This window comes from Mesobacillus sp. QJM3NY_10 (assembly GCF_056173465.1).
In genome coordinates, this window is record NZ_CM149675.1 from 1,033,837 (window position 1) to 1,054,108 (window position 20,272).

The window sequence follows — 20,272 nt, forward strand, 5'->3', positions numbered from 1 at the left end:
AATCTTTACGAAAACAGCCTTTTAGTAAAAGGGGAGATATACATTGTCACTACCGAAAGAGCCATTATGGACCTCTTCGTTCATTAAATTGATGGTCGGGAATCTATTTATCTTTATGTCATTCCAGATGTTGATTCCTACATTGCCACCATATATAAAATCAATCGGTGCGAGCGGGACTGAAATTGGTCTTGTTACCGCGCTATTCTCGATAGGGGCTGTTTTGAGCCGGCCGTTCATTGGATTTATGCTTGAATATAAAGCACGAAAACCGCTTGTCTTGATCGGTGCCCTGATGCTTCTATTGATTACATTCCTATATCCGCTGTCTCAGGTCGTTGTCATTTTCCTTGCATTTCGATTGTTACATGGTCTTGCATGGGGCTGGTCTACAACAGTAAACGGAACGGCAGCAGTGGATGTTGTCCCTAACTCCCGGCTTGGGGAAGGAATGGGCTATTTTGGTCTTTCGATAACAATCGGGATGATTATAGCACCGAGTCTGGGAATCTTTTTATACCAGGTTACTACCTTTGAAAACCTCATTTACATTTCGGGGGTACTTGGCGCCATTGCCTTGCTGTTGCTTGCATCGGTTCACTACCAAACTCCTGATCAGGTTTTAGAGACGAAGAAAGAAGACTTAAAGTTCACCTACCTGGGATCGCTTGTTGAGAAATCTGGCTGGTTCCCTGCGGTCTTGACGTTGTTGATCAGTCTGGGCTATGGAACGATTGTCACATTCATTGTCATTTTTGGCGAAGAACGCGGAATCGAGCAAATATTCTTGTTTTACCTGTGTAATGCGGTTTTTGCATCACTCTCACGTCCGGTTGCCGGAAAATGGTTTGATCAGAAAGGACCAATCGGTCTTGTCATTCTAACAATCTCCATTACATTCGCAGGTATGTGGGTGCTGTCATTTGCTCATTCCAATATGATGATTGCTGTTGCTGGAGTACTATTCGGTATAGGATTCGGTTCATTGATTCCAACTCTGCAATCATGGACATTATCGATTACACCGGCAAACCGACGTGGAGTCGCGAATGGAATGTTCTTCTCATCCATTGACCTGGGAATCGGTTTAAGCGGGTTGGTTTTCGGCGTCCTGGCCCAGTATATTGAACTGGGAACTTTGTTCCAGATATCCAGTGGATTTATCTTAATAGCATTAGTTCTGACCATTTTAAAGGGGAGACGTACAAAAGCTATCCGTCAGCCGGAGGAAGCTGTTTCCTGAGAAGCCAGCCCTGTGTGAAGGGCTGGTTTTTTCTATGGTTGCTAATAGGCTCTGTTTTGATTTAAACTGATAAAGAAATTTAGACAGTACGGATTGGTAAGTGAGGACTTTTATGGAGAATCAGGATCAAACATTTGAAGTGATGCGTGCATGCATGCTAGCGGGGAAAATCATGCTTCAAAGCGGTGCTGAGACATATCGCGTTGAGGACACGATGTCGCGGATGGCTTCTGCGTTCGGCATTGATAAGACGCACAGCTATGTGACCCCAACCGGCATTATTTTTTCAGTAGAAGGGGTTGGCCCCGAGAGAACGAAACTCGTACGGATTTCAGACCGGACAACGGATTTGCGAAAAGTGGCGATGGTCAACAGCGTTTCGCGAAAAATCAGCAGCGGCGATGTCGATCTGGGGGAAGCCTGCAAGCTCCTAGGGGAGATTGAGGAAGCCAACCTGACCTATTCGTTTATGATTCAAATCCTTGCAGCAGCGATTGCGAGCGGCTGTTTTACAATTATGTTCCTGGGAAGCTGGCTCGACTTCCTGCCATCAATGGCAGCAGGAGGTATTGGTTTCTTCTTGGTCGTTTATTTTCACAGGATTGTACCGGTAAAATTCTTCGCCGAATTCCTGTCTTCTTTCTTTATTGGGATGGTAGCATTCTTTTTTGTGAAATTTGGCCTAGGGCAGGAACTTGATAAAATAATCATTGGATCGGTGATGCCGCTTGTGCCGGGCTTGCTGATCACGAATGCGGTCAGGGATCTGATGGCCGGCCATTTAGTATCAGGGTTATCAAAAGGAGCAGAAGCACTGCTGACGGCATTTGCGATTGGCTCAGGAATTGCGGCGATTTTATCTTTTTTATAGGCAGGAGAAATTGCGATGATTTATGTTGAACAGCTAATAACGAGTTTTATTGCCTCCGCTGCGTTCGGTATTATTTTCAACGCGCCGAGAGAATCATTGGTTAAATGCGGCTTCTCCGGGATGGTAGGCTGGATGGTTTATTTTGCGCTAGATATTAATGGTTTCGGGACGATTTTTGCCACATTAATGGCTTCATTTTTAATCGCAGTTGTCAGCCAGGTATTCGCGAAGGCTTACCGGACGCCGATCATTATTTTTAGTGTAGCGGGAATTATCCCGCTGGTGCCAGGCGGTCTTGCCTACGATGCAATGAGGAACTTCGTGGAAAATGATTATAGTGTAGCCCTTTCTTTGGCAGCAAAAGCTTCGATGATTTCTGGAGCGATAGCCGTTGGGCTTGTGTTTTCTGAAGTAATCAACCAGGTGATCAGAAGATCAAGCCTTGGTCCTGTAAAATAGGGAACATGACTCATGTGAAAATGTGAGTCATTTTTTATGGAGAAAAAGAGTACACTCAGGGGGGCATCCAAATTTACCGTCGTTAAAAGGGATTTTCATGACCATGTAGAATAACTTTTAATATACTTTTTAAAAGGGGAAAAGACATGGAAATTCTATTGATCAGGCATGGTGAGTCGGAGGGAGATATTCTTCAGGTGCATGAGGGCCGGGCGGATTTGCTGCTGACAGATCATGGCCGCAGGCAGGCAAAGGAAATGGCGAAAGTGGTAAAAGAGAAATACATGCCAGAGGTCATCTGGGCAAGCACCCTGAAACGCGCACGAGAAACGGCAGAAATTCTTAGTCAAGAAACGGGAATCCCGGTCATCGAAGAGGATAGTTTGAGAGAGTTCAATAACGGTGTTCTTGCAGGTTTGCCGTTTGCTGAGGCCAAATTGCGCTATCCAGAACCAGAGGGAGGCAGGAAACCTCATGAACCTATTGAAGCAGGCGAATCAGAACTAGAATTCCGCTTCCGCGCCCAAACAGTATTTTCAAAGATACTTGCAGAAAGTGCAGGAAGGAAACGAATTGCCATTGTTTCACATGGCGGAATGATTTCTAACCTGTTAAGAGCTTTCTTGAATCTGCCAGTTTTATCGGATACTTATTTTCCTACAGGAGATACCGGAATTCATTTGCTCAAGGTGAATGGAGTACAAAAGACAGTGATGTTCCTGAACGACTGCGGTCATCTGGCAAAAATAGATTCAAAGCAGCTGGCAGCACAAAATTAATTGATCGATTCCTCTAAAAAATCCCGAAACCAGTATGAAACTGGATTCGGGATTTTTTTACATTTTCACAATCGTCCGTCCACGGTTCTCACCTTTTAAGATTCTTGAAAGGACGCCAGGCAGTTCTTCTAATGACACTTCGTTTTCAATCGTTTCCAATAATCCCTCTGGCTTCAAGTCGGTTGCCATTCGCTGCCAAAGAAGCTTTCGCGTCTCCATTGGGCAGTACACGGAATCGATGCCAAGAAGGTTTATTCCTCTCAGTATGAACGGGAAAACGGTTGTTGGGACATCAGTTCCGCCAGTTAAACCGCTGACTGCGACAGAACCGTTGTAATCGAGCTTGCTGAGAATCGCTGACAATGTCTTGCCGCCAACCGGATCAACGGCTGCCGCCCAGAGTTGTTTGTCCAGAGGTTTTATTTTTTCACCTGCAAGGTCTTCGCGGCTGATGATCTCGGCTGCACCAATTTCGTGAAGAAAGTTATGTTCCGATTCTTTCCCAGTGCTGGCAACGACGTGATACCCTCTTTTCGCCAGCATCGCCACAGCGACGCTGCCAACTCCTCCGGTTGCTCCCGTAACGAGAACTTTCCCCTTCTCTGGAGTAAGTCCATTCTCTTCTAGTCGGTGCACGGACAATGCTGCGGTGAACCCGGCTGTTCCGAAAACCATGGCTTCCCGTAAATTTAGTCCCTCAGGCAAAGGCACAATCCAGTCTGCCGGTATTCGGGCAAATTCGCTGAACCCTCCATAGTGGGAAACCCCTATTTCATAACTGGTGGCGATGACTTCATCACCTTCCTTGAAGCGATTGTCTTCTGAACTGACAACCGTACCTGCAAGGTCGATGCCAGGGACGAAGGGATAGGATCTGACAATTTTGCCATTCGGGATGCTCGCAAGCCCGTCTTTAAAGTTGACGCTTGAGTAGGCAACCTTGATCACCACTTCACCCGCAGGAAGATCCTCCAGCCCAATCGTTTTTACCTCTGCTGAAAAATCAGTATCTGTCTTGTTCACCATAAAAGCTTTGAAATTGTCCATAACTCCCCCAACCTTTCTAGCTTGATAGTTTCAGTATAGGGCATAAGCATGCCGGACTTCTAATAACTCAACTTACTCAAGCCCACCATTTTACCATCCACTAAAAAAAGCAGAATATAACTTGGCTGCTGCCTGGAGAATGATGATGAAATGTTAAGTCCATCACGAATTTATTACGATTTTGTGTCCACTTAATCTGGTGTGACGGACTTCACATATCTTTTATTCTGCCTCCCTTAAGATTTAGATAAGTAAGGTACACAGTGGAGATTAGGGCTTATAAACATTATTAAATCAATTTTTCACTATTCACAAAGTGTTTACAATTTAACCCTATTTAGACTGTTTTTCCATGATAAGATGAATTTTGAAATCGGGAACGATTTACAGGGAGGTAGCAAAGTTGTACAAATTCGAGAAATCTTTTTACTCCAAAACAAGCATGTATTCCTTTGTCGTAGTAATGATCTTGTTTTTCTCAATGTGGTATTCAACATCGAAGTTTGTCCATATTGATATGGCGCTTCTGGGATATGCAATCTCATCAACAGTCTTTGCGATTGGCCTGACAATCAGGATGAGCTTCTGGATGTGGCGCAAAGCCACTAACAGGGTGGCAAAGCGGAGTGTTGATAACCTTTTTAATAAAGAAAGATTGAAAAGAAATTCAAAAGCGTTAGTTAAAACCTTAATCGATAATATCATTTTGCAAAAATTCATTTTCCAGCGCGGGATCTACCGCGGCATTCAGCACTTCATGATTTCTTGGGGCTGCATCATTTCATTCGCTATCACCTTCGGGCTTACCTTCGGTTGGATGCGTTTTGATCTGATTGACCCGGAAACATACCAGATCATCGTGTTCGATATGCCGACCATCACGATGGCGGCTCACGGACTGTTCGCTGAAATCGTTTATAACGGTTTGAATATCGGGGCGATCATGGTGTTGATCGGAGCGGGGATGGCTCTCTACCGACGCATCACTGATTATGATGTAAAAGTAACCCAGCGATTCGAGTTCGATATTCTGCCATTAATCATTCTATTGGCAGTAACAGTTACAGGCTTGATCCTGACAATTCAGTACACATTCCTTGATGGATGGATGCACCATTATATGTCGCTCATCCACCAGGTTACAGTCATCATCATGCTTATGTACTTCCCGTTCGGTAAACTGTTCCACGTGCCAATCAGGCCGCTGGCAACAGCTGTTCCAATGAGTTATCAAGAGGTGGTCAAAGTGGATACGAAATCATGTAAAAGCTGCGGACAGCCATACAGCAATGATGACCAGATTGCGGATGTCCAGGCAATTTTAAAAAGCCAGAACTTCGACCTGCAGCTTGCAGATGGCACTTACCTGTCAGACTACTGCACGGGCTGCCGCCGCAGGATGAGAGCATTGAAACAAATGAATCTTGAAGCACCAAAAGGCAATCCATACGGACCAGTTAATACAAATAACGGTATTCACATATCAGGCTTTAGCAAAAAGCGTTCGGAAGAGTTTTACGGACTTGACCAGGATTTAAAGGAGGAAAAAGTAGATGAGCCAGTTTCTCGTTAAAGAAGGCGTAAAAAACCAGATCCGCAAAGGTGAAAAGCTAGTCACAACCCACTGCTGCTACTGCGGGATGCAGTGCGGCATGCACATCCGAGTTGACGAAAAGAATAACAAGGTTGTCGGTGTAGAACCGCGTTATGACTGGGTTTTAACAAAAGGGAAGATGTGTCCTAAAGGGGTCACTGCTTACCAGACGATCGATCACCCAGACCGAATCAAAACTCCTCTGATCAAAAAGAACGGCAAGTTCGTAGAAGCAACGTGGGACGAAGCACTGGATTTGATCGAGAGCAAGTATAAAGGAATCCAGGAAAACTACGGAAAAGATGCGGTCGGCGTTTACGGGGGCGTGTCGATGACAAATGAGAAGTGTTACCTTGTTGGTAAGTACGCCCGTGTCGGCCTTGGCACTCGTTACATTGACTATAACGGCCGTTACTGCATGAGCTCTGCTGCCGGCGGTTTCAACAAAACACTCGGCATGGACCGTGGGTCTACGCTTCCTTGGACTGAGCTTGAGCACACTGATACTTTCTTTATGGCAGGTTCCAACACAGCGGAATGCCATCCGACTAGTATCCAATGGTTCTGGAAGGCAAAGGACAAAGGCGCGAAATTCATCGTAGCAGATCCGCGTGAAACTGCAACAGCACGAGTTGCTGACGTCCACCTTGACCTGCTTCCAGGGACAGACTCAGCTTTGGCGAACGGAATCATGCACCTCCTAATCAAGCATGATTACGTGGATAATGAATATGTCCAGGAACGCTGCAACAATTTTGAAGAATTAAAAGAAATGACGGCGAAATTCACGCCAGAATATACATCAAAGCTTACAGGTGTCGCAGCTGAGAAAATCATCAAGGCAGCGCACATTTTCGGTAAATCACCACGCTCAGTGGTCATGTTCGCACGCGGTGCGGAACAACAGACTTCTGGCGTTGACAATGTAAGTCTATATACATCAATGGCATTGTTAAGAGGCCAAATCGGCAAATTCGCATCAGGCGTTGCTACTTTTACAGGTCAGGGCAACGGCCAGGGCGGACGTGAACACGGACAGAAAGCAGACGCGCTTCCTGGATACCGTAAAATCGCAAACCCTAAAGATGTCGAGCATGTCGCAGGAGTTTGGGGCATCAAGCCAGAAGAAATGCCGAAGGAAGGCGTTTCCGCATACGAAATGTTCCACCTGATGCAGAACAAGACAATCCGCGCATTGCATGTCATCTGTTCGAATCCGGTTGTTTCATCACCAAATATCAACTATGTCCAGGATTCACTAGAGAAGCTTGATTTCCTTGTCGTAAACGACTTCTTCATGTCAGAAACAGCTGAGCTTGCAGATGTAGTTCTTCCAGCAACGACTTGGGCGGAGGACGAAGGAACGACTACAAACATCGAAGGCCGTGTCATCCGTATCCGTAAAGTGGTTGATCCAATTGGAGAATCGAAGCCGGACTGGGAAATCATGAGCATGATCGCTGAACGTCTTGGTAAAGGAAAGTACTTCGATTACAACGAACCAAGAGAGATTTTTGACGAGCTTCGCCACGCTTCAAAAGGCGGTAAGGCTGATTACTACGGTGTAACTTACGAAAAAATTGATGAGCAGGACGGCGTTTTCTGGCCAGCACCAGCAGAAGATCACAAAGGAACTCCATCCGTATTCCAGGAGCGTTTTGCTACGGAAGATGGTAAAGCGAATCTTGCAGTCTGCGATTTCAGAGGACCTTCAGAGGTTCAATCAAACGAGTATCCTTTATGGCTGACTACAGGCCGCGTGGTCTTCCATTACTTATCAGGTAACCAGACACGACGTGTTGACTTCTTAATGGAGCAATGCCCTGAGCCATTCGTTGAAATGCACCCAGAACTGGCAAGTAAGTACCAGATTGAAAACGGTGAAAGAGTGAAGCTTTCCACACCGCGTGGCGAGATGATCACACCGGTTAAAATAACAAAAGCAATCCGCAAAGACACGATGTTCGTCCCTTACCACTGGGGCAAAAAGCTGGCAGTCAACCAATTGACCAGCCCGGCACTGGATCCATTCTCAAGGATGCCTGAATTTAAAGTCTGTGCTGTAAAACTCGAAAAGCTGACTAAATAGGAGGAACGGCTATTATGAATAAAATTATGTATCTAGAATTTGAACGCTGTATCGGATGCCGTGCCTGCCAGGCAGCCTGCCGTGAGTGTGGGGACCATGATGCCAAGGAACGGAACTATGTAGAATATGTAGACTTCACTGAATCCCGCCAGACATTCCCGATGCTTTGCATGCAATGTAAAGACCCGGCATGTGCGCGTGTCTGCCCGGCCAACGCCATCCAGATCACGGATGAAGGCGTCGTGCTGTCAGCGATGGAAGAAAAATGTATCGGATGCCGCAACTGTACATTCGGCTGTCCATTCGGTATTCCTAAATTCGACTTCGAGACGAACAAAATGTACAAATGTGATATGTGCTATGACAGAACTCGTCATGATATCGCGCCAATGTGTGCATCTGTTTGCCCGAGTGATGCAATCCGCTTCATCGACTTCGATGAAATGCAGCAATTACGCAGAAAACGTACCCAAATGAATCTTGTTGAAGGAAAAAAGCCGCAAGAGGGCAATAAATGGGATTACGTACCTGAATTCTTCGGTGTTTATACTGATTCGCAGTCATAATTTAATGGAGCCGGCCAGAAAAGAGCGCTAAGTTCATTAGGGCCGGCTCTATTTTTCTGGATTTAGCCCAGTTTTAAAGTTTATTGGCGAAAATCTGATTTTATTGGCGGTTTTCACAACTTTATTGGCGAAAATAAAATTATATTGGCGAAGTTCACAACTTTATTGGCGAAAATAAAAATATATTGGCGAACTGGAAATTAAGAGCGATTTTTTCCAGTTGGGTTTCAACTAATTTGATATAAGGTAGGGAATACTAACCCATCCAAAAAAAGAGGTGCTTAACATGTTAAAAGGAAATGTGCTGGCGGTGACAAGCGGAAAAGGCGGAGTTGGGAAGTCTTCACTATCAGTGAACCTTGCGCTCGCGCTCCAAAAGCTTGGCAAGTCTGTTGCAATCATCGACCTTGATATATACGGATTCAGTGTACCGAAAATACTTAACATAGATGCAAAACCAAAAACTTTCAACGGAAAAATCATTCCGGTTGAAGCGCACGGCATTAAAGTGATGTCAATGGGCTTCCTTGTAAAGGACAATGAACCAATTGTCTGGCGCGGGCCGATGCTCGGAAAGATGATCCAGCATTTTACCGAAGATGTACTGTGGGGAGAAATGGATTATTTCATCCTAGATATGCCTCCGGGTACGGGAGATGTCGCTCTCGATATGCACCTGATGATTCCGCAAAGCAAGGAAATCGTCGTGACAACACCGCATAAGGCTGCTTCATTCGTTGCTGAACGCGCTGGGTCAATGGCGATCAAGAGCAAGCATGAAGTCATCGGCGTGGTTGAAAATATGTCATACTTCAAGCCTGAAGACAGTGACCAGAAATATTTCATTTTTGGCAAAGGCGGTGGCGAGGACCTAGCAGCACAGCTTGGTACGGAATTGCTGGGACAACTGCCGATCCAGGAAGCGGATGAGAATAGTGAGACACCTGCAATTGCAACGGAATATACCCCGCTATTCAAGGAATATCTAAATCTGGCAGAAAAAATCGATGCTAAGTTTTAGCTCTAGGAACAGGAGGATTTGGCTATGAGTGATGATAAAAAACAGACACATCATGAAGATGATAAAGATATGATCAAGCTGATCGATAATCTGAACAGGAAAGACGATGTTCATTTGAATAGAAGGGCGTTTTTAAAAGCTTCGTTTGGTGCCACGGTCGCCATCGGACTTGCAACGACTCCATTCGGAATCTTCACATTCCTGCGCGATGAAAACGGTGAAGTGAAGCGAGTAGAAATCACCGATATCGAAGACCTGGCAGTCGGCGAATCAAGAAACTTCAACTACCCGACGAAGAATGAACCGGCCATTTTGGTGAGGACACCGGAGGACAAATTTGTCGCGTACAATAATAAATGTACTCACCTTCAATGCCCAGTCTTTTATGAGCATAAGGAAAATGTCTTGCTGTGCCCTTGCCACAAAGGTTATTTCAATGTAGACAGCGGCCAGCCTATGGCAGGACCGCCGCAGCGCGAGCTTCCAAAAATCCTTCTTGAAATCAAGGATGGCAAGGTGTTTGCAGTAGGGAGGGAAGTAAGGCATGGATAAAAAACGAATTGCTTTTTTCTCGATTTTCCTGTTCCTGGCCATCAACGTGTTCTCACTATCCAATGCGATCGAGGGTTATTATGGCCATGAAGATGAGCGTGTATATGGTGCGGTGATTGTCGCGCTGATTTCGACTCTGTTGGCAACAACGGCCTTCTTCATTTGGAGGAAGGCAGAGTATAAAAAGTAAGCTGGTGGCGATGATAAAAAGAGAGCTCTTTTTGGATATGGACAATTTGCGGCAGCACTTGGAATTGGTTGCCTGATTGTTACGAAAAGAGTCTGAAAGGGAGGATTGAACATGGTTTCCCATTCTTTTTTTCATCACGACAGCAAAAAAGAATCAATTGAGGAAGTACTTGAAAATTCCGTTGAGATTGAAGAAGATTTGATGCGTACTTACTTAATAACAGCTGAACGAGTCCACGACGATCCTGAGCTGAAGGAACGCCTTGAAAACTTCGCGGAAGGAAATGCGAAACGGACCAAGCAGCTGATTGATGAATTGAATAAAGAATAATGAAGAAGCAGCGGATGGGTCCGCTGCTTTTCTATTTGCTGTATTCGTGTCGTTAGCTAAACTGATTAGTCGGCACAATCCTAATATTTTCCCCTTCGAACTTCCTTTCCCCAAATAGGGTGATCAAGGTGCAGCTTGTGATTCGGAACGGATTTTCAGCGATTTCATATTCAGCAAGCAGGCCGGATCCGAGTTCTTCGCCTTCTGGATTTAAGGCCTGGACGTTCTGGCCTTCTAGTGTCCTTAATTTGGCTTTCATCAAGAATACCTTCCACTCTTCCCAGTTCTTGATCAAGTACGCCTTCTCACCGTTCTCCAGATAGCCTAGCTGGCAGTCTCTTTCATCAATGGCGGCTTCGTTCCCATAGCTGAGATCGATGATAATATCCCGTAGAAATTGAAATTCATCGAGGTCAAGGTATGGATCGATCTGGAATTCAACTTCTTTTCCACTTTCCTTGATTGTAGCAAGCGTTTTGTTGTTCCTGATGACAGATTTGTTTTTGATATGTTGTGATTTAATATGTTCGAGGGGAGTGCCCATAAGTTTCAAAGTAAGCATAATAATCTCCTTTATTCAGTCGACTTGTTACCTTCATTATAATGATTTTGCCCTATCTGCGGTGTGACAAACTTCATTTCTTACCCATAAACCCAGGATATAGTTCGAAAGATATAGTTAGCATCACCATTCGACAGCAACTGGCAAATAACTGGTTCATTTATTAAAAAGATTACAATTTTTGCAGTGCTTGTAGCAAAACTGAAAGCTGGCTGAAATCTTGAATGAAAAATAGTTTGATAGAATACAATGATAAGGTTTGAGGGCAAGGCGCAAAAGGGAAAAAGAACAGTTAGCTAATACAAATTTTAATGCCTGAAGGAGTCCGAAGGCTCTTTTTTTGGATTGATCATTATGAGAAGTCGGAGGAAAGTCATGACATTTGAAGAGCAATTAATCAAAAAGTCGTATTTTGAAACTTATATGGAATCAGGAAACAGGACACATCCTGTTCGTGTACTCGGGGAACTTTACCTTGAAGAGCAGAAGAGTGATATGCCAGATTTGTCGTATATCCGTTTTGCTCAGGGAGAGGTATATTTTCACAATAAAGATTTTGAAGCAGCGATTTTTAAGTGGGAGAACATTACAAATGAATTCGAGCCGTGGGCGAAAAAGAACATGGGTGATGCCTTCCTTGAGCTTGGTCTGCTTACTTCCGCGGAGGAGCTGTACCTGTCGATTGAAACGGAGAGCAATGTTCTTAAAATCGAGAGCGGCCTTCAGCTTTTATCTCTCTACATAGAGCAGGGAAAGCTTGAAAAAGCGGTTGCTGTCATCAAAAAATCAGTTTCACTTGATCCAGATTATCCTGGTGTAACGGAGATTGCCCGTGCTTTCTTTGAAGAGCACCATGACTGGGATAATGCAGTCGAGCTGGCAGTCAATGAAGGTGTTCGCACCGGTTCGCCTAAGTGGTTGGACGTTTTGAATCAATATGTAGAACAGGGGCATACTGCTCAGTTCGCACCAGATTATTTTAACGAAGCATTATCTGTTCTTTTCCAGGTGGACAGAAGCCGGTTTGAACAGTTGGCAGTATCCCTGTGGGAAAGCTATAAGGGTCAAAGTTCATACATGACATGGCTAAGGGAATTCAACCAATTGTTCAGCGGAATGGACGGCAATAGAAAAGATGGCTGGACCCATCTGTCAGCCGTCTATCAGGACACATATTTTGAGTTGATTAACGGCGATCGATTGATCAAGCAAATTTCACCGTTGATCCCTGAATTGCTTACCAATTGGCTGAAAATCACAAGTCCTGTTAACAGTCTTGTATCGGCATCATCTATTATTGCATGGAATGAGGTATTTCCAGGAACCATCACCTCGTCCGCGATTCACGATGCCGAAAATCTTGTGCTGAATTCGCGCGAGTACCATGATGGCTATGAGGATAGCATGCAGCTATTCAAGACGATCATTGAATGGGCGGAAAATCATGAGATTGAGGTCGGCAACAGGATTAAGTGGATGGTCCAGGAGCTGCAGGAATCACAGGTCCATAATCTGTTGATCGCCGGTATAACTGGCAATGGGAAGTCCTCATTCGTCAATACCATTGTTGGGGAAGAGCTGATCATGGCACCTACTGCTGCTGTCATCCGTTTCAAGAATGAGGAGAATCCAGAAATCCAGGAAATTACGGATACGGACGTCCGCCAGATCACGGATATCGAGGACTTCAAAGAAGCGTCAGGAGTTCGCCGTCAGACGCACAAGAATGAAACAATCATTGATTTCAAGGCAGAGTTCCCATTCCTGCGGGAACACGAATTGGCATTGATTGATACTCCAGGGATCAACAGTAATAACTATGACAAGCATCCATTGTACAATTACTTGAGATTTGCTGATAGTCTGCTTTTCGTGCTCAATGCGAATGATCCTTTTACGGAAAAAGAAAGGGAAATCCTCTCGAAAATTTCAGAGTACTTCCCGGATCTGCCTATACACTTCTTGTTGAATAAAATAGATGTGATATACAGTCAGCAGGAGGCAATGGATGTTTTTGACCAGACATGGGCTGAAATCAGCCAATATTATCCTGATTCGAAGATGTTTGCTTTCTCATCTAACTATGATAAAGGCAAGCAGCTGAGGGATTTCTCTGATTTCATACGAACAAACAGAAGCACAGTCGACTTTGAGCAGGAGCGTACTGCAAAACTGCAATTCTTCGTCAGACGGGCGATCACGTATTTGCTTGATAAACGGATTGAAATCGAGAATAACCATATGGAATCAATCAGCTGGAACGAAGAAATGGTGAGCAAGCTTAACGGTGCCATTAACCAGCTGGGAGATATTGAAGAAGAGAAGTCAAGTTCTATCCAGAAGTCATACCGAAAAATTAAAGATGAAACCCGTGCGGAAATCATTGAACAGATTCCAGAAATATTGCGTGGGTGCTCGGAATTGGTGAGGGAGGACAGTGATTTCGGAAAGATCCATGCTGAAATGGACGAAGAAATGAACAAGAAAATCCAGGAATATCTTGATGGAACCGTGCTGCCGAAATTCCATGAAGATTTACGAGGCTGGATTCAACATTCGAAGGACGAATTCGACCAAAGCCAAAACTATTTGAATGAAATGGCCGAGGGTTTTAATGCCATGTATGGAGATGAAAGGATCAGCCTCGACTGTGATTTCAGGGTGCTTGATGACTGGCGTCGTGATGCAGACCGAATGACAAACGGTGTCCACTATGAAAAGGTCAACATCATGAATCGCTCGACGCCGCAGCAGTTCTTCTTGAAAAGCGCTGGCAAGCTGCTCGGAGTGCTGCCGCAAAACAATGCGATGCTTTATAACAGATACAAAACCTATCTCGAGACTGAGGATTATTATGAAATCGGCGTAACTATTGCGAAAAGATTCCTGCAGCAATTCGAGATTTTCGAAAAATCGATTGAACGTGATGTGAATCTGTTCTTCAAAAACCCATTCAACGTTCTTGAAGTAGCAGTAGAAGAAGCAAAATCCGAAATCGAATATGGAAAGAACGAACTTGAAAAAATGAGAATTAATCCTGAACTATATCGCGACCCATTGACACTTTATGAAGTAAAACTTCGCCAGTACGAATGGATGACCGCGGCAGGCAGAGGTTAACCGAAAAAGGAAGATTCCGATTTGGGATCTTCCTTTTTGCTTGATACGAAAAAAAGAATATAATTAAATTTTCATAATAATATTGACAATATGAGTATAGGAGTTTAAAGTGAGATTTATCGATTTGCAACATTAACTTAATAAAGAAATTCTCTTATCAAGAGTGGCAGAGGGACTGGCCCTGTGACGCCCAGCAACCGTTCCAAATGGAATTGGTGCTAAATCCTGCAAAACATTTATTTGTTTTGAAAGATAAGAGAGGAATCCGACCTTTGTATTCTACTGCGTTTGAAACCTCTCTTTTCTGGAGAGGTTTTTTTATTTGGTTTAAGCAGATCAATTAAAGGGGGAATTTTAGATGAAAAAAGGAATTAAAAAGGTATTTTTAAGTGCAGTTGCTTCTGCTTTGCTGCTTACAGGCTGCGGCGGGGGAGAGACGAAGACTGCTAGTGGTCCAGTTGAAGGAGTGCCGGAGCGATTTGCCAAAGGTGAGGAAGTTAAAATCAAAGTTATCCGCAAGATTGGCGGAGATGACCATACGGCGCAATTTTTAGCCGGAGCGAAGGCTGAAGGGGAAGCGCTCGGCTTCAAAGTGGACGTCTTCACAGCAAATGGAGATACAGCCAAATTTCATGACGCGATCAACCAGGGGCTGCAGCAGGACTATGATGGCTTCATCATTTCCCATGGAGATGACGCAGCTACAGTAGACGATGTAAAGAAATTAGTTGAAAAGGGCAAAAGCGTCGTTACCTTTGACTCCAATCCTGATCTGGCTCAGGTAGAAGGCGTCACACTCACATCCCAGGATGATGAGGCTCTCGCAACTCAGGCACTCGACCAGCTTGTGAAGGACCAAAATGGAGAAGCGAATATTGTTTACCTCTGGGTCGATGGCTTCCCGCCAATGGTCAGAAGAAATAAAGTTTACCAGGAAACACTGAAGGCGAATCCGGGAATCAAAGAGGTTGAGAGGTTCGGAGTAGCCGCTGCTGATACAAGCGTCCAGACACAAAACGCAGTGTCGGCGATGCTGAACAAGCATCCAAAAGGAGAAATTGACGCGATCTTCGCAACATGGGACGCTTTTGCGATCGGCGCAGCTCGTGCCATCAAGGAAGCTGGCCGAGATGAAATCAAAATTTATGGAATTGATGTATCCAATGCCGATCTGCAGGAAATCCAGGGAGAAGATAGCCCATGGAAATACACTGCCGCTGTTGATCCAAAGCTGATCGGAGAAGTAAATATGAGATTGCTGGCGAAAAAGTTGGCTGGCGAAGAAGCACCAGCAACATATGACCTTGAAGCCTCACTGATTTCACAGGAACAGCTGCAGCAGTCAAAAAATCCGGTGAACATGGTTAATCTTGCTGAAATCATCGAAGGATGGGGCAAATCTGATGCATTTTTGGAAGATTGGATGGAAAAATTGAAGGATCACTATAAAAAGTAACGTTATTTCTTCAGAATGTGCTCCTAGTTTTAGGAGTTGAGAATTATATTGGCGGTTTTCACAAATTTATTGGCGAAAATCGATTTTTATTGGCGGAGTTCACATATTTATTGGCGATTTCAGGAATTTATTGGCGAAAATCAAACTTTATTGGTGAACTGGAAATTTCCTACGATTTTTTCCAGTTCAACAAACCAAACAAAGCAGACACTCTCAAAACCAAGGAGAGTGTCTGCTTTGCAGATTGATAGGGAGGGGGAACCCGGATGAAACTTCAAATGAAAAACATCAGCATTGATTTTCCGGGAGTGCGTGCGCTGAATGGTGTGGATTTCAACACGGAAACTGGCAGCATCCATGCGTTGATTGGCGCAAATGGCGCTGGTAAATCGACATTGATGAAGGTGCTTTCTGGTGCCCATGACCACTACACAGGGGAAATCCAGCTGGATGGAGAAAAGGTGGGAATAAGGACGCCGGCCGATGCGCAGAAACTCGGAATCCAGACGGTCTACCAGGAGGTTGACACAGCGATCATTCCGTCGCTGACTGTGGCTGAAAATATCATGCTGAATCAAACAGTGCAGGCGATGGAAAACAAGCACTGGGTTAATTGGAAACAGCTTTTCAAAAACGCTGAGGCCATTCTGTCCGGGATGAACCTTCGCATTCCTGTAAAAAAGCTTGCCGGGGAGCTGACACTTGCAGAGAAGCAGCTTGTGCTGATTGCCAGAGCGATCTCAAGCAATTGCTCGTTCCTCATCCTCGACGAACCAACCGCTCCTCTCAGCCATACCGAAACATCTGAGCTGTTCCGGATCACCCGGGGATTGGCGAACAGGAATGTGGGCATCATCTTCATCTCCCATCGAATGCCGGAAATCTTTGAATTGTGCGATGAGCTTACCATCATGCGAAATGGCGAGCTGGTCGTGAAAAAAGCTATTCCTGAAGTCGACACTCACCAGGTGATTGAATACATGCTTGGCCGCAAGCTGGAAGACCAATTCCCGGCAAGGGTCAGCACGTTCGGTCAAACTCTTCTGGAAGTCGAAGGCCTAACAGATGGAGACAAAGTGAAGAATACTTCCCTGCATGTAAAAGCAGGGGAGGTTGTCGGTCTTGCCGGCCTGGTCGGAGCAGGAAAGACAGAGCTGTGCAAAGCACTGTTTGGCGCGTCACCAACAACGAGTGGAACTGTAAAGCTAAAAGGAAAATCCATTAAGCTTACGAGTCCTCATGCTGCTGTAAAAAGCGGTTTGGCCCTGGTGCCTGAAGAGCGGCGCAAGGAAGGTGTGCTTGTCGCTGAATCTGTTGCCTCCAATCTTACGGCGGTCAACCTCAAAAAGTTCACCAAATTACTAGGCTTTATCAACAGACGGGCAGAAAAGAAAACGGCCCAGGAGTACATAAAAGCCCTCGGCATCAAGACACCATCGGAAAATGCCAAAGTTGAAAATCTCTCAGGAGGGAACCAGCAGAAGGTGGCGATTGGCAGGTGGCTGATTGCCGATGCGGATGTGTATATCTTTGATGAGCCAACCAAGGGCGTGGATGTAGGTGCGAAACGTGATATTTTTGAGCTGATTGCCCAGCTCGCAGCGGAGGGGAAGGGTGTCATTTATGCATCCTCGGAGCTGTCAGAAATCGTCGGCATCACGAATCGGGTTTACGTGCTCTATGACGGTGAACCTGTCAAAGAGCTTGAAACAGGCGCAACAACAGAAGAAGAACTTTTATTTTACTCAACAGGAGGAAGATAGGATGGAAGCGAAACTCCCATTGCAGCAAGAGCCAACGCCGAAAAAGACATTCGAACTGTTCCAGTTCCTATATAAATATGGGACGATTTTGACAATTTTTGTCCTGGTCGCCATCTTCGCGGCAGTGAATCCTTCTTTTATCAACGGTGATAATGTCATTAATATCCTGCGTTCGATTTCCATCGTGACCATCATCGCGATTGGCATCACCATCTCGCTGACAGTTGATGGCTTTGATTTATCTGTCGGCTCTGTCGCATCCCTGTCCAACGCCATCGTCATTTCGATGTTCGTCTGGTTCTCGCAGAACACTTTGATTGCCGTATTATCAGCAATCGGGGCTGCACTGATTGTCGGCGCACTCAACTCATTGATGATCGTAAAGCTGAAGATTCCTGACATGCTGATGACACTGGCGATGATGTTCATCATCCAGGGAACGGCGCTGACTTATACGAAGGGCGCAACGGTTTCGGAGAATATGATTCTCCCTGATGGAAGCTTTTCAACAGGAACAATCAGCCCGTTTTTTGCTAAAATAGGGCAGGTTCCATGGATTATCCTGATTATGGCGATCGCTGTCATAGTTGTCCATATATTCCTGACATACACAAAGCACGGCCGCTATATGTATGTGATTGGCGGCAATAAAGAAGCGGCAAGGCTTTCAGGTATCCCGGTCAATCGCTATAAAACAGCAGCGTATCTGCTTTCCGCTTTATTCGCAGCAATTGGCGGAATCGTTTTGGCTTCCCGTGTCATGACTGCGGAAATAAATGCCGGTTCACCTTATTTAATGGATTCGGTAGCAGCTGCTTTCATTGGCTTTTCCGTTCTTGGAGCAGGCAAGCCGAACGCATTCGGTACCTTTGTCGGGGCAGTGCTGATCGGCATTTTGCAAAATGGCCTCGTGATGATGTCGGTACCATATTACGCGATGGATATTGTGAAGGGAACTGTGCTGGCATTTGCGCTGGGGATTACTTATTACAAGCAAAAACACTAGAGAGCAGTTACATACGATGTCGGTTTGGAAATGAAACGGTCACCAGGATATAGAATATTTCTATATCCTGTTTTATTGTGAAGGAAAATTAGAATCTGGGAAGAAGTATAAAGGTAAATGGTTTTGGAGGAGGGATGAGAATTTACGGCAAGACCTTTATTTATTTAGGTGAATGGCTATTGTTTTTAATTGCCCTTTTTTATAATCTAACCCTTCAACTAATATTTCTGGGGAACATCGTTCTGGTTGACAAGAATGAAGAAGCTGCATCTTTTCCATTCAGCTATTCACTAATTGTAGTTATACTTGGGATTTTGTTCTATTTTTACATAAAGCATCTCCAAGGGAGCCGTAGATACCGGAAAGTCAAGGAGGTCATATGGGGGTTATTTTTCACGGCCACTGCAGTCAGCAGCCTGTTTTGGTTTTCGGTGAATGCGGTAGTTTATTCACAAGAATTGCTGAGTAATCAAGTACTACTTACCATCATATTTATAGTGTCCGCCATGCTGGCAGTTCAAATAGCGATTAAATACAAAAGGGAAGGCTCAGACTAAAAATCTGAGCCCTTTATCATTCCTCAAAAAATGGTTTGTTCGCATAGTAATACATCCAGCCCATCATGATTCCACCGCCAATCAGGTTGCCGATCGTCACGGGTATCAGATTGTGGATCACGCCTGGAAAAGTAACAGATTGAGGATCGTCCAGGACCATGCTGATCGCAAAGGTGCACATATTGGCGATGCTGTGTTCATAGCCCGAAATGAAGAAGCAATAGACGAAAAACACCATTGCAAACATCTTGGCTCCGTCGCCCTTCATCGACATCGGCAGGAAGAACGCCAGGCAGACGAGCCAGTTACAGAGAATTCCCCTGAAAAAAAGCTCTGAAGTTGGTGCAAGAGTCTTTTTTTCAGCAACACTTAGCAAGAATCCGTTCACGGAATGATCATCAAACAATCCTGTTGTGTAAATCAAAAATGCAAACGCAGCTGCGCCAATGATATTGCCGATATAGCTGTAAATCCACATACTGGCCACCTGCAGCCAGGCCATTTTTTTCCTTAGTGCTGCAAACGTATAGTAAAAGGTGTTTCCTGTGAACAGGTCTCCTCCGCCATAGGCAATCAGGATAATTGCGGCACCGAAGGTAATGGCAGCTATAGGATAGGCAAAGGGCGAGTGTTCCACATAAAATGGATTTCCCGTCTTGAACGCAACAATCACACCAAAGCCGATGAACATAGAAGCCAGGGCAGCCCTGGCCAGATAGCGTGTTTTGCTTTGTTTAAAAATTTTGTGTTTTTTTAAGGCCAGTTTTTCGACCTCCTGCAAGGCTTGAACTTCCAAATAAAATCACCCGATTTTCCATATGTAATATGAACCTATTCTTCCTCTAAATTTCATTCATATGTAAATGGTTCCCTCAGGCAGCGGTTGAAAAACAGTAATGTGAATAATTCTTCCATCTGAATAAAAACTGGCAGTGGCAGGAGTCGTTTAATGGAACATGTGACGATCGGAAATTTTTGATATAAACTTCTGAGTTGCTTTTACTTGGATTTGACTCTTAATAAGTAAAGAAGACTGAATCACTAGGATCCAGTCTTTTTCCGTTTTA

General features: G+C 44.7%; 19 protein-coding genes and 1 riboswitch. Of the genes, 16 read left to right on the top strand and 3 right to left on the bottom strand.

Going from position 1 to position 20,272, the window contains the following annotated elements; genetic code table 11:
- The first annotated feature begins 91 nt into the window (after positions 1–91).
- The 4 genes from AC0VX7_RS05210 (at position 92) to AC0VX7_RS05225 (ending at position 3,352) form a co-directional block, all read left to right on the top strand.
- A complete protein-coding gene (locus AC0VX7_RS05210) occupies positions 92–1,243 on the top strand; it encodes an MFS transporter (protein WP_475428086.1) in 1,152 nt (383 codons plus the stop codon).
- A 112-nt stretch (positions 1,244–1,355) separates the two neighbouring features.
- Positions 1,356–2,114, top strand: coding sequence for a threonine/serine exporter family protein (locus AC0VX7_RS05215; protein WP_475426982.1), 759 nt, complete (start codon positions 1,356–1,358; stop codon positions 2,112–2,114).
- A 15-nt stretch (positions 2,115–2,129) separates the two neighbouring features.
- On the top strand, positions 2,130–2,573 hold the full coding sequence (locus AC0VX7_RS05220; RefSeq protein WP_475426983.1) for a threonine/serine exporter family protein: 444 nt from the start codon (positions 2,130–2,132) through the stop codon (positions 2,571–2,573).
- Between the two features lie 146 nt (positions 2,574–2,719).
- Positions 2,720–3,352, top strand: a complete 633-nt coding sequence (locus AC0VX7_RS05225) for a histidine phosphatase family protein (RefSeq protein WP_475426984.1) — start codon at positions 2,720–2,722, stop codon at positions 3,350–3,352.
- Positions 3,353–3,409: 57 nt separating this feature from the next.
- Here the strand turns inward: AC0VX7_RS05225 and AC0VX7_RS05230 are convergent, their stop codons facing one another.
- On the bottom strand, positions 3,410–4,399 hold the full coding sequence (locus AC0VX7_RS05230; RefSeq protein ID WP_475426985.1) for an NADPH:quinone oxidoreductase family protein: 990 nt from the start codon (positions 4,397–4,399) through the stop codon (positions 3,410–3,412).
- A gap of 403 nt (positions 4,400–4,802) precedes the next feature.
- Between AC0VX7_RS05230 and AC0VX7_RS05235 the strand changes: the two genes are divergently transcribed.
- The 7 genes from AC0VX7_RS05235 to AC0VX7_RS05265 all read left to right on the top strand — a co-directional run bounded on the left by AC0VX7_RS05235 (position 4,803) and on the right by AC0VX7_RS05265 (position 10,741).
- Entirely contained in the window at positions 4,803–5,972 is a 1,170-nt protein-coding gene (locus AC0VX7_RS05235; protein WP_475426986.1) for an MFS transporter, read from the top strand.
- Positions 5,953–8,082 carry a formate dehydrogenase subunit alpha gene (fdhF, locus tag AC0VX7_RS05240; RefSeq protein WP_475426987.1) on the top strand — a complete coding sequence of 710 codons (2,130 nt, stop codon included), beginning with the start codon at positions 5,953–5,955 and terminating at the stop codon, positions 8,080–8,082. The genes AC0VX7_RS05235 and fdhF overlap by 20 nt, the downstream gene beginning before the upstream one ends.
- A gap of 14 nt (positions 8,083–8,096) precedes the next feature.
- Positions 8,097–8,648 (top strand): 4Fe-4S dicluster domain-containing protein, encoded by a 552-nt coding sequence (locus tag AC0VX7_RS05245; RefSeq protein WP_023625614.1) that lies wholly within the window; start codon positions 8,097–8,099, stop codon positions 8,646–8,648.
- 286 nt (positions 8,649–8,934) lie between these two features.
- Positions 8,935–9,669: an Mrp/NBP35 family ATP-binding protein gene (locus tag AC0VX7_RS05250; RefSeq protein ID WP_475426988.1), complete on the top strand. Its 735-nt coding sequence runs from the start codon at positions 8,935–8,937 to the stop codon at positions 9,667–9,669.
- 24 nt (positions 9,670–9,693) lie between these two features.
- Positions 9,694–10,221 carry a QcrA and Rieske domain-containing protein gene (locus AC0VX7_RS05255; protein WP_215035939.1) on the top strand — a complete coding sequence of 176 codons (528 nt, stop codon included), beginning with the start codon at positions 9,694–9,696 and terminating at the stop codon, positions 10,219–10,221.
- Positions 10,214–10,411, top strand: a complete 198-nt coding sequence (locus AC0VX7_RS05260) for a hypothetical protein (RefSeq protein WP_102261554.1) — start codon at positions 10,214–10,216, stop codon at positions 10,409–10,411. Before AC0VX7_RS05255 ends, AC0VX7_RS05260 begins: the two co-directional genes overlap by 8 nt.
- Positions 10,412–10,522: 111 nt before the next feature.
- Complete coding sequence (locus tag AC0VX7_RS05265; RefSeq protein WP_475426989.1) at positions 10,523–10,741, top strand: hypothetical protein; 219 nt, start codon at positions 10,523–10,525, stop codon at positions 10,739–10,741.
- A gap of 52 nt (positions 10,742–10,793) precedes the next feature.
- Here AC0VX7_RS05265 and AC0VX7_RS05270 read toward each other — a convergent pair whose 3' ends face one another.
- Positions 10,794–11,303 (bottom strand): hypothetical protein, encoded by a 510-nt coding sequence (locus AC0VX7_RS05270; RefSeq protein ID WP_475426990.1) that lies wholly within the window; start codon positions 11,301–11,303, stop codon positions 10,794–10,796.
- Positions 11,304–11,678: 375 nt separating this feature from the next.
- Here AC0VX7_RS05270 and AC0VX7_RS05275 point away from each other — a divergent pair, with 375 nt between their 5' ends.
- The 5 genes from AC0VX7_RS05275 to AC0VX7_RS05295 all read left to right on the top strand — a co-directional run bounded on the left by AC0VX7_RS05275 (position 11,679) and on the right by AC0VX7_RS05295 (position 19,205).
- A complete protein-coding gene (locus AC0VX7_RS05275) occupies positions 11,679–14,423 on the top strand; it encodes a dynamin family protein (RefSeq protein WP_475426991.1) in 2,745 nt (914 codons plus the stop codon).
- A gap of 151 nt (positions 14,424–14,574) precedes the next feature.
- Positions 14,575–14,682, top strand: a riboswitch (SAM riboswitch).
- Positions 14,683–14,781: 99 nt separating this feature from the next.
- Positions 14,782–15,879 carry a sugar ABC transporter substrate-binding protein gene (locus AC0VX7_RS05280; protein WP_475426992.1) on the top strand — a complete coding sequence of 366 codons (1,098 nt, stop codon included), beginning with the start codon at positions 14,782–14,784 and terminating at the stop codon, positions 15,877–15,879.
- Between the two features lie 266 nt (positions 15,880–16,145).
- Positions 16,146–17,642, top strand: a complete 1,497-nt coding sequence (locus tag AC0VX7_RS05285) for a sugar ABC transporter ATP-binding protein (RefSeq protein WP_475426993.1) — start codon at positions 16,146–16,148, stop codon at positions 17,640–17,642.
- A gap of 1 nt (position 17,643) precedes the next feature.
- Positions 17,644–18,648, top strand: coding sequence for an ABC transporter permease (locus tag AC0VX7_RS05290; protein WP_475426994.1), 1,005 nt, complete (start codon positions 17,644–17,646; stop codon positions 18,646–18,648).
- Positions 18,649–18,782: 134 nt separating this feature from the next.
- On the top strand, positions 18,783–19,205 hold the full coding sequence (locus tag AC0VX7_RS05295) for a hypothetical protein (protein WP_475426995.1): 423 nt from the start codon (positions 18,783–18,785) through the stop codon (positions 19,203–19,205).
- A gap of 16 nt (positions 19,206–19,221) precedes the next feature.
- On the opposite strand, the gene AC0VX7_RS05300 is transcribed toward AC0VX7_RS05295, so the two are convergent.
- The gene (locus tag AC0VX7_RS05300) at positions 19,222–20,001 is read right to left on the bottom strand and encodes a formate/nitrite transporter family protein (protein WP_475426996.1); all 780 of its coding nucleotides are present in this window, start codon (positions 19,999–20,001) and stop codon (positions 19,222–19,224) included.
- Positions 20,002–20,272 lie beyond the last annotated feature (271 nt).